Origin of the sequence: Methanothermobacter marburgensis str. Marburg (assembly GCF_000145295.1) — an archaeon.
Classification (GTDB): domain Archaea; phylum Methanobacteriota; class Methanobacteria; order Methanobacteriales; family Methanothermobacteraceae; genus Methanothermobacter; species Methanothermobacter marburgensis.
On the sequence record NC_014408.1, the window covers coordinates 107,536 to 120,707 of the forward strand.

12 protein-coding genes, 1 tRNA gene and 1 pseudogene are annotated in these 13,172 nt (G+C 50.6%); 11 read left to right on the top strand and 3 right to left on the bottom strand.

Features of this window, described 5'->3' with window-relative positions; genetic code table 11:
- Position 1: 1 nt before the first annotated feature.
- A complete protein-coding gene (gene sfsA, locus MTBMA_RS00510) occupies positions 2 to 700 on the bottom strand; it encodes a DNA/RNA nuclease SfsA (RefSeq protein ID WP_013294943.1) in 699 nt (232 codons plus the stop codon).
- A 192-nt stretch (positions 701 to 892) separates the two neighbouring features.
- Between sfsA and cfbD the strand changes: the two genes are divergently transcribed.
- The 9 genes from cfbD (at position 893) to MTBMA_RS00555 (ending at position 8,693) form a co-directional block, all read left to right on the top strand.
- Positions 893 to 1,972, top strand: coding sequence for a Ni-sirohydrochlorin a,c-diamide reductive cyclase catalytic subunit (gene cfbD, locus MTBMA_RS00515; protein ID WP_013294944.1), 1,080 nt, complete (start codon positions 893 to 895; stop codon positions 1,970 to 1,972).
- Complete coding sequence (locus MTBMA_RS00520) at positions 1,973 to 2,977, top strand: sugar phosphate nucleotidyltransferase (RefSeq protein WP_013294945.1); 1,005 nt, start codon at positions 1,973 to 1,975, stop codon at positions 2,975 to 2,977.
- A gap of 4 nt (positions 2,978 to 2,981) precedes the next feature.
- On the top strand, positions 2,982 to 3,578 hold the full coding sequence (hisH, locus tag MTBMA_RS00525; RefSeq protein WP_013294946.1) for an imidazole glycerol phosphate synthase subunit HisH: 597 nt from the start codon (positions 2,982 to 2,984) through the stop codon (positions 3,576 to 3,578).
- A gap of 6 nt (positions 3,579 to 3,584) precedes the next feature.
- On the top strand, positions 3,585 to 4,940 hold the full coding sequence (locus tag MTBMA_RS00530) for an AIR synthase-related protein (protein ID WP_013294947.1): 1,356 nt from the start codon (positions 3,585 to 3,587) through the stop codon (positions 4,938 to 4,940).
- An 11-nt stretch (positions 4,941 to 4,951) separates the two neighbouring features.
- Positions 4,952 to 5,329, top strand: a complete 378-nt coding sequence (locus tag MTBMA_RS00535) for a hypothetical protein (protein ID WP_013294948.1) — start codon at positions 4,952 to 4,954, stop codon at positions 5,327 to 5,329.
- A gap of 58 nt (positions 5,330 to 5,387) precedes the next feature.
- A tRNA-Arg gene (locus MTBMA_RS00540) sits at positions 5,388 to 5,459 on the top strand.
- A 132-nt stretch (positions 5,460 to 5,591) separates the two neighbouring features.
- On the top strand, positions 5,592 to 6,977 hold the full coding sequence (gene ftsA / locus MTBMA_RS00545; protein WP_238523374.1) for a coenzyme F390 synthetase: 1,386 nt from the start codon (positions 5,592 to 5,594) through the stop codon (positions 6,975 to 6,977).
- A gap of 44 nt (positions 6,978 to 7,021) precedes the next feature.
- Positions 7,022 to 8,269, top strand: coding sequence for a tRNA pseudouridine(13) synthase TruD (gene truD, locus MTBMA_RS00550; RefSeq protein ID WP_013294950.1), 1,248 nt, complete (start codon positions 7,022 to 7,024; stop codon positions 8,267 to 8,269).
- 19 nt (positions 8,270 to 8,288) lie between these two features.
- Complete coding sequence (locus tag MTBMA_RS00555; RefSeq protein ID WP_048901252.1) at positions 8,289 to 8,693, top strand: DUF126 domain-containing protein; 405 nt, start codon at positions 8,289 to 8,291, stop codon at positions 8,691 to 8,693.
- 23 nt (positions 8,694 to 8,716) lie between these two features.
- Here MTBMA_RS00555 and MTBMA_RS00560 read toward each other — a convergent pair whose 3' ends face one another.
- Both MTBMA_RS00560 and MTBMA_RS09295 read right to left on the bottom strand, forming a co-directional pair.
- Positions 8,717 to 9,067, bottom strand: coding sequence for a DUF5518 domain-containing protein (locus tag MTBMA_RS00560; protein ID WP_013294952.1), 351 nt, complete (start codon positions 9,065 to 9,067; stop codon positions 8,717 to 8,719).
- Between the two features lie 98 nt (positions 9,068 to 9,165).
- Positions 9,166 to 9,456: a hypothetical protein gene (locus MTBMA_RS09295; protein WP_333473116.1), complete on the bottom strand. Its 291-nt coding sequence runs from the start codon at positions 9,454 to 9,456 to the stop codon at positions 9,166 to 9,168.
- A gap of 291 nt (positions 9,457 to 9,747) precedes the next feature.
- On the opposite strand from MTBMA_RS09295, the pseudogene MTBMA_RS00570 reads away from it, so the two are divergent.
- Both MTBMA_RS00570 and MTBMA_RS00575 read left to right on the top strand, forming a co-directional pair.
- Positions 9,748 to 10,775, top strand: a pseudogene (locus tag MTBMA_RS00570) (metal-dependent hydrolase family protein).
- 27 nt (positions 10,776 to 10,802) lie between these two features.
- Complete coding sequence (locus MTBMA_RS00575) at positions 10,803 to 13,166, top strand: heavy metal translocating P-type ATPase (RefSeq protein WP_013294956.1); 2,364 nt, start codon at positions 10,803 to 10,805, stop codon at positions 13,164 to 13,166.
- Positions 13,167 to 13,172 lie beyond the last annotated feature (6 nt).

The window sequence follows — 13,172 nt, forward strand, 5'->3', positions numbered from 1 at the left end:
ATTACGGCCATATAACAGGTATCCGCCTTAGGGGCTCAACACGCACAGAATCGTCAAGAACAGTCCGGAAGGAATATGCTATCACATTCACACCTTTAGCATGGGCTTCTTTCAGTGCATATGAAAATTCAGGGTCCATTTCAATATTTGGTGAGAAATAACGTGAATTTTCACCAAAAACCAGGAAAAGGACGCTGCTTTTATAGCCAATGGAGAGCGCAGATGCAAGCTCCTCAAGATGCCTCCTACCCCTCACTGTGGGGGCATCAGGGAAGAGTGCCACCTCACCATTTACAAGGGTACAGCCCTTAACCTCAACAAGCATTTCTTCAGTTCCTGATGAGAGAAGGAAGTCAATTCTGCTTTTTCCGAATCTGTACTCCCTTTTTTTCACCCTGAAACCACGGAATTCGTCAACAAGGCCTGATTCTATTATGCTGGCTGCGATGTCACTGTGGAAACCGGAATTCACAAGGACCCACTCATCCCCCCTTCTGAGCGCTATGACATCAAACTCGGTTTTCCTTTCTTTTCCAGTGGCTTTCCTAACTATAACATCATTTCCAGGTATAAGAAGCTCCTTTAGTCTACCTGGATCCTTAAGGTGGGCCAGCCTCCTTTCACCACCCACATCAACAACCATGGTGAACCTGTTGGGTCTTTCAAGGTATATTCCCATCAGAGGGTTATCTATGATCATGGTAACCATCCTTATATACTAATTTGACTTAAATGAATATCAATCAGTCCATGGATATGAACTGTGGGGTGTGAGAACCCGCTGTGTTGATGGATATCAATCAGTCCATGGATATGAACTGTGGGGTGTGAGAACCCGCTGTGTTGATGGATATCAATCAGTCCATGGATATGAACTATGAGGTGAGAGAATTTGCATCCAAGACCCAGCCCAATAGCAGCATCACTTTACACACTCAGAGACCTCGATGCTGACGTTATAATTCTCCATGGCCCCCATGGGTGCTGCTTCAGAACAGGAAGGCTCCTTGAAACCGACGGGGTCAGGGTGCTGACCACTGCAATGTCAGAGCAGGACTTCATATTCGGGGCCTCGGATAAACTGGCAGAGACACTCAGAAAGGCCAATGAAATGTTTTCACCTGAACTTGTGGGTGTTGTTGGAACCTGCGCCAGTATGATAATAGGCGAGGACCTCAGGGAGGCGGTCCAGAGGGCAGACATACCTGCAAGGGTTCTAACGGTTGAATCCCATGGGGGATTCGGTGAGGGTGACAACACCGAGGGGGCCATAATAGTCCTTGAGGCGGCTGCAGAGCAGGGAATAATCCCTCATGAGGAGGCCGAGAGGCAGATAGAGATGCTCAGACTTGCAACTGAGATTGAGAAGACAAGGGGAATGGCACAGGGCGACTACATACGCCCCTCATATGGTGATGATAAGGATGAGGTGGCATTAAGGGTCATTGAGGCCATAAAGGATGGTGAAAGAGTTGCATTTGTGCTTAACGCCAAGAAGGAGACATCATATCTCTTTGCAGATCCTCTGAAACTTCCATTTCACTCAGTAAACCCTGATAACCACCCTCTTATAATCGCGAATCTTGACAGGAACACGGGTCTTCCAAGGATACGCAGACATGCAGTGAACATACTTGCGGAAATAGAGGATGCAGGCAACCGTGTTGATTACATAACAGGGGGCCTCGACGAATACCCGGTAACGGGTGAAAGGGCAGCGGAGATACTGAGGGATGAGAAAATAGAATTTGCAGTTGTATCCGGTGTTCCCCATGCCCTGCCTGTTGAGGAACTGGAACTGGAATCCGTAGCCGTTACAGACGGGCCGAGGCTCGTGGAACCACTAAGAAAGCTAGGATACACCCATGTGGTGGCTGAACTGGATGCACATGCAAGGACCCTGGGACAGAGCACTACCGTCGCATCAGACTTTGGAGATGCCCTGAGGCGAAACATTGAGAAGGTGATTTAATTGGCTGAAACCGTTGGAATGATACTCTGCGGAGGATTTGGAAAGAGACTGAGACCCTTAACCGAGAAGATACCCAAACCACTCATAGAAATAAAAGAGGGCTACACCATCCTGGATAAACAGCTCTTTGACCTCAAAAATGCAGGTATAAAGAAGACCTACCTCCTCACAGGGTTCCTTGGAGATAAGATAGAGGAGAGGTATGGTGATGAGTACAAGGGCCTTAAACTGGAATATGTGAGGGAGGAGAAACCCCTGGGAACACTCAACGCAATAAGGATTGGTATGGAGGCCATAGATGGAGATAAACAGTGCATAATACGTAACGGGGATGTGGTGGCAGACCTGAACATAAGGAAGATGATACACCTTGGGGAGATGTCCGATTACCCCCTCACTATCTTCATAACCAAGATGCAGTCACCCTATGGTATAGTGGAACTCAGCGGGGACAAGATAATCAGCTTCAGGGAAAAACCCCTCCTTGACTATTACATAAATGCAGGTGTGTACTTCTCCAAGGGGCAGCTGGACTTCGGGGACTTCGAGTCAGGTGATATTGAGAAAACACTCTTCCCGCTCATGGCCAGTGAAAACAAACTCGGCTACTACCGGGAGGACGGCCTCTTCTGGATGGCAATAGACACATCCAAGGAGCTGGAGGAGATACGCAAGGAGTACCGCAACAGGGAGGACAAGCCCTGGGGCTATGAGAAGGTACTCATAAACACGGAGAAGTACCTCACAAAGGAGTTATTTATAAGGGAGGGCTACAGGACATCCTTCCACTACCATGAGAAGAAGGATGAGACCATGTACATAATATCTGGCTCAGGGTACATCGAATTCCAGGACAGGAAGGAGTACTTCAGCAAGAACGACACCATCAGAATTGAGCCCGGTGAGAGGCATTCAATCGTGGCAATGGAGAACACGGTACTCCATGAGGTATCAACGCCACACCTTGATGACACCGTCAGGGTGAAGGACTACTATACCAGGTGATCCATTGATAGCCATCATAGATTATGGGAGCGGGAACCTCCGGAGCATTTCCAACGCCTTCAGGAAGATAGGGGCCGATGTTCAGGTAACATCAAGTCCAGAATCCATCAATGACTCAGACGCCTTTGTGCTTCCAGGGGTGGGGGCCTTTGGAAGTGCAATGGATAAACTTGAGAATTTAAGGGACCCAATAATCAGGAACATAGAGGATGGTAAACCCTTCCTGGGCATATGCCTGGGACTCCAGGTCCTCCTATCTGAGAGTCAGGAATCACCGGGTGTCAGGGGACTTGATGTGATACCCGGCAGGGTGGTGAGGATACCACCTGGAAATAAGGTGCCACATATGGGCTGGAACCAGCTGGTTTCCAGGAGGGACTCCCCACTCCTTGAAGGCGTGGAGGATGAGTACTTCTACTTTGTCCACTCATACCATGCAGAACCGGCAGACGACGTTGTGGCGGCAACAACCGAGTATGGTATTGAGATGACAGCGGCCATTGAGGCAGATAACGTATATGCAACCCAGTTCCACCCTGAAAAGAGCGGTGAGGCGGGACTGGATATCCTGAGAAACTTCAGGGAAATAATCAGGGGGTAAATTTTAATGGACATAGAGGGATTTGTAAGGCGCAACATAGACCACATGGACGAGGAATCCCTGCGAAGCATCTTGGCGGATCGTATACGGGAATTCAAGGATATAGACACCGAGAGGTCCCTGAGGATGGCTGATGCGGTGATATATGAGGTGAGAAATACACTGGGGACGGATGGCTTGGATGATGGATTGCGGGAGATAATATCATATCCCCTCGCCGGTGTTGGAATGGGCGAGATGGGTGTGGGATCCCGGGGAGAGGGGGACTTCTTTGTCCACAGGAAAATCGCTGATATAGTATCAAGCACAGAAACCGGGGCATTCATAAATCCCGAGGCCCAGGATGATGGCGGTGTTGTAAGGACAGACACCGATAAGGGGGAGGTCTACATAACAACCGCCGTTGATGGCATCCACTCCAGGCTCAGCGAGTACCCCTTCCTGGGGGGCTTCCATGTTACAAGGGCCGCCCTGAGGGATGTCTGCGTCATGGGATCCAGGCCAGTTGCACTCATAAGCGACCTGCACCTAGCAGATGATGGGGATGTTGGCAAACTCTTTGACTTCACAGCGGGTGTAGCGGCGGTCTCTGAACTGGTTGATGTACCTGTGGTTGCAGGGAGCACATTGAGGGTTGGTGGTGACATGGTCCTCGGTGACAGGCTCGTGAGTGCGGTGGGTGCCATTGGAGTTTCAGGGACACCCCCAACGGCTAGGAAGAGGGCCGAGCCAGGTGACGTTGTACTCCTTACAGAAGGCTCAGGAGGGGGTACCATCACAACAGCTGCCATCTACCATGGACTCTTTGATGTTGTATGGGAGACCCTTGATGTGAACTTCATAAGGGCATCCGGGGCCATAATGGAGGCAGGGCTCCTTGAGGTGATCCATGCAATGACCGATGTCACAAATGGCGGGCTCAGGGGCGATGCCCATGAGATATCATCAACCACCGGAGTGGGCCTTGAATTCGATGCCGAGGCTGTGAGGTCAATGGTAAACCCAAGGGTACTTGAAATGCTTGAGGATCTTGAAATTGACCCCCTGGGGGTGTCAATTGACTCCCTCATGATAATAGCACCTGAAGATGTCTCCAAGGATATCATAAGGGCAGTTGAAGGTGCAGGTGTCCCCATAGCCGAGGTGGGAAGGGTCACCGATTCAGGTGTTCCCCTCCTCATAGGGGATGGTGTGATGAAGGAGCTCAGACCCCTCTTCCGTGAGGCCGCCTACACACAGATAAAGAAGATGGTTGGTGACGAAACACCCCAGGACTTTGATGAGATGAAGAGGAAGGTTGAGGAGGCCGCAAGGAGGGCCATAGAGAAGAAGGACATGGTCGTTAAACTCATAGGGAAGTGAATGGTGTCCATATGGATGATGGGGGCTACATATCAACCCTGGACGCGGTCCTTGGACTTGCAGTGGTCTTCATACTGACGGCATCAGTTCTTAACACAGGCACAGCTCCTGTGGATGACACCCTGGAAGCTTCAGATGTCCTTGATGCAATGGCATCATACCCTGCAGATAAACCGCTGCTTGAGGAACTTGCAGAGTCCCCTAATTCCACACTGGCATCAGGGTTCCTCAACGGGACCCTTGAGGGGATGAACTACAATCTGACCATGGATAATGGTTCAGGAGAGGTTACAGTTGCCTCCCGCGGTTCAATGGGGGATGCAGAAGACATAGGTACCGCTGTGGCCTGCCGGGGCACTGTGATCTTCAGGCTTTATGTGTGGAGATGACTGCTGGCATGGAAAAATATTAATAGTTGATTGCCCAATCTTTTATTGATCTCATTTTGCCCTGATAGTGTAGCGGATATCACGTAGGACTGCGGATCCTATTACCCGGGTTCAAGTCCCGGTCAGGGCATCCATTTTCAGTTTTGAAGGGATTTAGGGGCCTTCAAATATTTCTCATCATGTCATGATGGTTCACTGACACTTTAACTGCAGTATGACTTCCCCATGATTCAGCATCATGAACACATTAAAACTTTATCCAATGCACTCCAATCTAATAACTGGAGGTGTGCTTGTCATGGGGAACTACTTCAACCCTGAAATAGAGACCATGGAACGGGAGGACCTGGACGCCCTCGTGGAGGAGAGGATAAGGTATACCGTGAGCTATGCCTACGAGAACTCCCCATTCTACAGTAAATGGTTCAGGAAAAACGGTATCAGGCCCTCAGACATAAGGAGCCATGAGGACCTCAGGGAGCTCCCGATAATAACCGGTGAAACCGTTAGGGAAAACCAGCCCCCTGAAAGGGATGACTTCGAATTCAGATGCGCCCCATTGGAGGACATATACACCATACATGAGACCAGCGGTACAAGCGGAAGGCCGAAGTCATTTTTCCTCACATGGGGGGACTGGCAGAGGTACGCCGAGAAGTACGCAAGGTCATTCGTGTCCCAGGGATTTGAGAGGGGTGACAGGGTGGTTGTATGTGCCTCCTATGGCATGAATGTGGGTGCAAATACCATGACCCTGGCAGCACAGAAGATAGGGATGACCATAATCCCTGAGGGCAAATGCACCTTTCCTGTGAGGATAATAGAGAGCTACCGTCCCACAGGTATAGTTGCAAGCATATTCAAACTGCTGAGGCTCGCGAGGCGCATGAAGGAACAGGGCCTTGATCCCAGGGAGTCAAGTATAAGGAGACTGGTTGCAGGCGGCGAAAGCTTCGCACCCGAATCAAGGGAGTACGTGGAGGAAGTATGGGGCGTTGAAGTCTACAACACCTATGGAAGCACCGAGGGAACCATGTGCGGAGAATGCCACATCAAGGAGGGCCTGCATGTCCCTGAGGACCTGGTGCACCTGGACGTCTATGATCCAGCCATGAGGGACTTTGTTGATGATGGGGAGTGCGGCAGAATAGTCCTCACAACCCTTCTTCCTGTCGGTGAGAAAACGGGGACCCTCCTCCTCAACTATGACACCGAGGACACCACGGTTGTAATCTCAAGGGATAGGTGCAAATGTGGAAGGACCCATATGAGGATAATGAACCCTGAAAGGGAGGCCGAGACCTTCTGGGTGGCAGGGCACCCCTTCAACAGGGTCGATGTTGAGGCAGCGGTGTTCCAGAGGGAGAATATGGATTATCTAACAGGTGAATACGAGGCCTTCCTCTATGGCGATGAGGATGAGGGGCCAATAACAATGAGGGTGTCACTGGAGTGTGAGGACCCTGAAAACTGTGCCATGGATATAGTAAGGGAGAACTTTATAAGGGCCTTCTTCAAATATAAGAGAGAACTCTACGAGGCATATACAGAGGGCATTTTTGAGATACTGTTCAACTTCACAGGTCCCGGGGAGCTTGAATTCTACAGGGTCAAGGGAAGACCAAAACGCATAGTTGATAGAAGATAACGCTGGATAGAATTCAATTTCAGCCTAGGCTTTGGGGTACAATCATGCTTAACGCAGAAACCTACGTCACATCAACAGAGGGGATCGGTGGAAGGATCCGGGTGCATAACAGGGACTTCCAGGTTGAGGAATTACCGCTCATGGAGCCAAGCGGAAGCGGGCCCAACACCTGGATATGGATGGAGAAGGAGGACAGAACAACCCTGGACGTCCTTCTGGACATTGCAAGGGAACTGCACCTGGACCGAAGGAGAATGGGATTCGCAGGGATGAAGGACAGGAACGCGGTAACCAGGCAGTGGATATGCGTCAGCAACACAGACCCCGAGGACGTTAAGGGAATAGAGGATAGAATAAGGAATGTCAGATTCCTCAAGGTCACATCCAATGAAAAAAAGCTCAGAATGGGCCAGCTAAGGGGTAACAGATTCAGGATTCTCATAAGGGGCCCTGAAGCTGATGACCCCCTTGAGAAGACCCGGGAGACCCTGGCTGAGCTTCAGGAGAAGGGTGTTCCAAATTACTATGGATGGCAGCGATTCGGAAGCCCCAGGGCAATCACACACCTCGTTGGCAGGGCACTGGTGCATGGTGATGTGAAGGGTGCGGTGGACACCTACATTGGAAACCCAATTGAGGGGGAATCCGAGCTTGTATCCCGGGCGAGACGGGCATATGATATGGGGGACCTTGAGGGTGCATATGAACTCATGCCGGCCTCCCTCAGGTATGAGAGGATGATGCTCAGGGTTCTCATCAGGGATCTCGGAAAGGGAGAACTCTCTGAAAAGTCCTATATAACCGCGGTACATGCACTTCCAAAGCCCCTCAAGAGGATGTTTGTCCATGCATACCAGTCCTACCTATTCAACAGGGTGGTCAGTGAGAGGGCGGCTCTTGGCATAAACAGCTACCTTGAGGGTGACATCATCATAGACAATGAGCAGCACATAATCCATGACCCGGATCCACGGGAGGTGGAGGAGATGATCATCAACTTTGAGGCACACCCAACAGCGCCACTCTACGGTAGCAAGGTGCCACTGGCAGATGGAAAACCCGGTGAGATCGAGAGGAGGATACTGGAGGAGGAGGGTGTTTCACTCCCTGACTTCAACTCCATAGAGGTCCCTAAGCTTGGGAGTCATGGCATGAGGAGGGCCATAAGGTTCAGGATATGGGATGTTTCGGCCGCCCTAAACCCTGAGGGAATCAAAGTGGAGTTTTCAATACCGAAGGGATGCTATGCAACCTCTGTTTTAAGGGAGATAATGAAGAAGGACGTTGCCTGAAGTGTTAGATCTTATGGAGATGGTTAATTTGGAGATCAGCTGCAGAATCATTTCAAGGGGAAGGGGAAAGGGTCCTGTGATCATTTCAGATAAGCCCCTGAGTTTCCTTGGCGGTGTTGACCCAGGGACAGGTACCGTTATTGACCCCCGGCACCCCCTGCACGGCAGAAGCATGAGCGGAAAGGTCCTTGTGATACCTGGTGGTAAGGGTTCAACGGTTGGATCCTATGTCATATTCCAGATGTCAAAGAATGGAACGGCGCCAGCAGCCATAATATGTTCAAATGCAGAGCCAATAATCGCCACTGGAGCCATAATGGCAGGGATACCCATGGTTGACAGGCCAGAGGCCGATCTTTTTCAAATCCTAGAAGATTCATTGGAGGTTGAGGTGGACGCGGTTGAGGGGAAAATCAGGGTCTAGGGGGTTACACCCACCATAGAGGATCATGATTCAATGGCGGATCTCAGGACGCTACCTGAAGCCCCGCCAAGTATCCCGAGACTTACATCCCCTGCAAGGGCGTAGATGAGTATTGAGAGGATGGCCGCATTCATTGACCCGGTTTTAAGGTAAACAATCAGGATATTTATCAATCCCACGGCGGCCCCCATGATGGCCCCATTGAGGGCACCGCCTGGATACTCACTATCTGCAATGTAACCACATACCACTGCCGCCACGATTATTGAGAGTATACCTGTGAATGATGGAATCACAAATCTGAATACGGGTCCAAGGGCTGCTGTTATTAATATGCCTGCAGCAACTGCCTTCCAGCTGAATCTCAATTCCATTACTGATCACCCACAGATAATTGAATTTGCAGCGATATATAATAGCAGGATGTATTCTGATGATGACTGTCCTGCTTCATCCTCAATCAATTTAACACCTATATTGTTGGGTTGGGTTCAACAGGTGGAACCACTGGTGGCTTTATGGGTTTGCCCGGTGGTTCTATGGGTTTTGGTTCTGGAACAGGCCCCGGGGATGTTGAATTATTTGCACCGGCATTTTTAGCTGCATCTGAGTCATTAATATTTTTTCTGACATCCCGAATATCCTGTGCAGAGTTCAGAGCGCTTCTCTGGAAGTATGACCTGTAAATCAGTATCGCCACAATTGAAATAACGATCACACCCCCAGAGGAGGATGTACTCGGCTGCACCCTGCCCTTCTTCATCAACAAGGAATGAGATAAGAGCCGTAATATCACCCCCTCTCATATATTAAATAGGTTCCAATCAAAATATATAATTTTCTTGAGTTTCATATTATTATAACAGGTGTTCCAATGAGATTCGCGGTAAAGGGGGAACTTGTGGACCTTGAATCAGGGGATCATGAGAGAAGATACATTCTGATCGATAACGGAAAAATAGCGTCTGTTGAGAGACACGTAAAAGGCGTTGATGTGGTTGATGCCTCAGACAGCTTCATTTTACCAGGGTTCATAGACCTCCATGTGCATATCATGGAGGATGGATTCAGGGTGGAGAGCAAACTTGAGGATCCCCTCTCACTTTACTTTTACAGGGCACTTGAGAACATGAGGAAAACACTCCATGCGGGTGTTACAACGGTAAGGGATGCGGGGCTGGCTGATCTGGGCGTCAGAATGGCATCTGAATCCCACATGATCCAGTCACCCCGCATGCAGATAAGTGTCACACCCCTATCAGTGACCGGAGGACACTTTGACTTCCACACCCGCTCAGGGATGAACATTGAGCGAACATACCCTGGTCTTCCCTCAGGTATCTGTGATGGCGTCCCTGATGTGCGGAAAAAGACCCGTGAAGTACTCAGGGCAGGTGCAGATGTTGTGAAGGTCATGGCAACCGGTGGTGTTATGAGCAGCACGGATTCACCATCGGACACACAGTTCACGGTTAAAGAACTCGCTGCAGTGGTGGAGGAGGCATCATTCAGAGGAAAAAGGGTGATGGTCCATGCACATGGACTTCAGGGGATAAAAAACTCCCTGAGGGCGGGTGTGCATTCTGTTGAACATGGTACATACATCGATGAAAGAACAGCAGCTGAGATGTCTGAACGGGGTGTATACCTTGTACCAACATTCCTTGTGACACGCCTTAACTGCAGAAGGGCAATGCGTGGTGAACTCCAGGAATACAGCAGAAAGGACGCCATTGAAGTCGCCAGGGTCCACAGGGACAACATGGAAACAGCCCATGAAAAGGGGGTTAGGATGGTCATGGGACCGATTCAGGGGTTATTGAACATGGCAGGAATCTCATGGAACTTTTTTATCTCACAGAAATCGGAATGGAGCCACTGGAAGCATTGAGGGCTGGAACTGTGCATGCAGCAGAGTGCATGGGTTGGGAAGACCGTATAGGAACTTTGGATAGGGGTAAGATCGCGGATATTGTTATAACCGGTGTCGATCCGGTGGATGAGATTGAAAAACTTTCAGACCCCGGGAATATTCAGTGGGTTATACGGGATGGCGTGATCTACAGGTCCCCGGACGACTGATATCTGCTTACTGTGAAGGTGTCCTGGATGAAGAGGATAACGATACGTATAGGTGGAATGGGGTGCGCAGCATGCGCCCTCAAGATAGAGGACTCACTTAAGAAGCTTGAGGGAGTATCTGATGCCGTAGTTAACCTTGTGGAGGGCAGGGTCTCTGTTGAATATGACCCTGAAACTGTGGGGCTCCCATCAATGGAGGCCGCCATAGAGGAAGCGGGTTACAGCGTCATCAATGAACACCTGACTGTTCTTGTAGGGGGTATGAGCTGTGCAATGTGTGCCCAGAGGATAGAATCAGCCCTGAAGGAACTTGAGGGTGTAAGTGATGCAACGGTCAACCTTGCAGCCGAAAAGGCATACATAGCCTACAACCCATCCCTTGCATCAGCAGAGGATTTCAGGAGGACCATTGAGGACCTCGGCTATGAATTCATGGGAACAGAGGGTGATGAGGAGATTCAGGAGGACCAGGGTCCAAAGTTGAGAAGAATAGCTGTGGGGTTTGGTGTTTCACTGCCACTCATGGCCATGATGTACCTTGGCATACACCCACCGGTAAATGAGGGCTTCTTCATGCTCCTGGTCTCTGTGGTACCATTTGCATATGTATCAGGACCAATATTCAGGGGTGCACTGCGGTCCCTGAGATCAGGAACACTTGACATGGATGTTATGTACTCTATGGGTATAGGGGTGGCTTTCCTTTCAAGTTTACTTGGCACCGTGGGGGTTCTCCCATCGAGTTTCATGTTCTATGAGACAGCTCTGATGCTGGCATCCTTCCTGACACTTGGAAGGTACCTGGAGGCAAGGGCAAAGGGAAAGACATCAGGGGCGATAAGGAGGCTCATGGAACTCCAGCCTGACACCGCCACCATCCTCAGGGATGGAGATGAGGTTGAGGTCAGAGCAGATGAGCTGGTTGAAGGCGACGAGGTTGTTGTGAGGCCAGGTGACAGGATACCTGCGGATGGTCGGGTTCTGGATGGAGAATCCTATGTTGATGAATCCATGATCACGGGGGAACCGCTCCCTGTACTTAAAACCAGGGGATCTGAGGTTATCGCAGGGACCATAAACACCGATGGGGTACTTAGGTTCAAGGTTGAGCGAACAGGTGATGAAACGTTCCTTTCAAGGATCATAGGGCTGGTTGATGAGGCCCAGGCATCAAAGCCACCGGTTCAGAGGATCGCCGACAGGGCAGTGTCCTATTTCATACCATCTGTCCTCATGGTTGCACTGGCAGCATTTCTATACTGGTACCTTGTTGAGGGGGCCGGTCTTTTAATATCGGTCACGGTCCTGATCTCGGTACTCGTTGTGGCCTGTCCCTGCGCCCTTGGACTTGCAACACCAACTGCGGTGACTGTTGGCATAGGAAGGGGGGCTGAACTTGGAATACTCATAAAGAAGGGCGAGGCACTTGAGGTTGCAGGTAGAATATCTTGCGTACTCTTTGATAAGACAGGCACACTTACAGAGGGTAAACCCGAGGTTACAGACATCGTTGGGGACGTGCTGGGGTATGCAGCTGCCCTTGAGGCCAGATCAAGGCACCCCATCGCAGTTGCGGTCACAGAGAGGGTCATGAGGGAGGGTCTGGAGATACCAGGGGTTGAGGAGTTCAGGGCCATTCCAGGAAAGGGTCTTGAGGGTAAAATCAACTCCCAACATGTGATTGCAGGTAACAGGGTCCTCATGGATGAATTCGGTGTGGAGATTCCAGCAGATGCCGGGAAATTAGAATCAGAGGGGAAGACAGTGGTCATGGTTGCGGTTGACGGCGAGTTTAAGGGGGTTATAGCGGTCTCTGATAGGATAAACCCCGGCGCAACAGCCGCTGTAGGGGAACTTGAAAGGATGGGGATCAGAACGGCAATGATCACCGGGGATAACAGGAGGACGGCTGAGAAGGTGGCACGGGAGGTGGGAATCAGCACCGTTATCGCGGAGGTCCTGCCTGAGGATAAGGCATCAAGGGTCTCTGACCTCAGATCACGTGGCGTGGGAGTTGCCTTTGTGGGTGATGGTATAAATGATGCCCCCGCCCTCTCAGAGGCAGATCTCGGGATTGCACTGGGAGGGGGAACGGATGTTGCAAAGGAGGCCGGGGAGGTGGTTCTTGTTGGTGATGACCCGCTTGATACCGCAGCTGCCCTTCAGCTTGCAGGTAAGGTCATCTCAAGGATAAAGCAGAACCTCTTCTGGGCCTTCGCCTACAACGTGATACTCATACCTGTGGCTGCCGGCGCCCTTTACCCGCTTGGGGTGGTGTTCAGGCCAGAGTATGCCGGCCTGGCAATGGCCCTGAGCTCAGTCACCGTGGTTTCACTTTCACTTTCACTCAGGGGGTACACCCCACCTGCAAGAAGGTTGCGGGAGCTTTAAAAGAAA

What these genes read in the sequence shown, in the direction of transcription:
- MTBMA_RS00530 (WP_013294947.1), top strand. Translation starts at nt 3,585, where the DNA reads ATGGACATAGAGGGATTTGTAAGGCGCAACATAGACCACATGGACGAG.
- MTBMA_RS00575 (WP_013294956.1), top strand. Translation starts at nt 10,803, where the DNA reads ATGAAGAGGATAACGATACGTATAGGTGGAATGGGGTGCGCAGCATGC.
- MTBMA_RS00555 (WP_048901252.1), top strand. Translation starts at nt 8,289, where the DNA reads ATGGTTAATTTGGAGATCAGCTGCAGAATCATTTCAAGGGGAAGGGGA.
- MTBMA_RS09295 (WP_333473116.1), bottom strand. Translation starts at nt 9,456, where the DNA reads ATGAAGAAGGGCAGGGTGCAGCCGAGTACATCCTCCTCTGGGGGTGTG.
- MTBMA_RS00560 (WP_013294952.1), bottom strand. Translation starts at nt 9,067, where the DNA reads ATGGAATTGAGATTCAGCTGGAAGGCAGTTGCTGCAGGCATATTAATA.
- ftsA (WP_238523374.1), top strand. Translation starts at nt 5,592, where the DNA reads ATGCACTCCAATCTAATAACTGGAGGTGTGCTTGTCATGGGGAACTAC.
- sfsA (WP_013294943.1), bottom strand. Translation starts at nt 700, where the DNA reads ATGATCATAGATAACCCTCTGATGGGAATATACCTTGAAAGACCCAAC.
- MTBMA_RS00535 (WP_013294948.1), top strand. Translation starts at nt 4,952, where the DNA reads ATGGATGATGGGGGCTACATATCAACCCTGGACGCGGTCCTTGGACTT.
- truD (WP_013294950.1), top strand. Translation starts at nt 7,022, where the DNA reads ATGCTTAACGCAGAAACCTACGTCACATCAACAGAGGGGATCGGTGGA.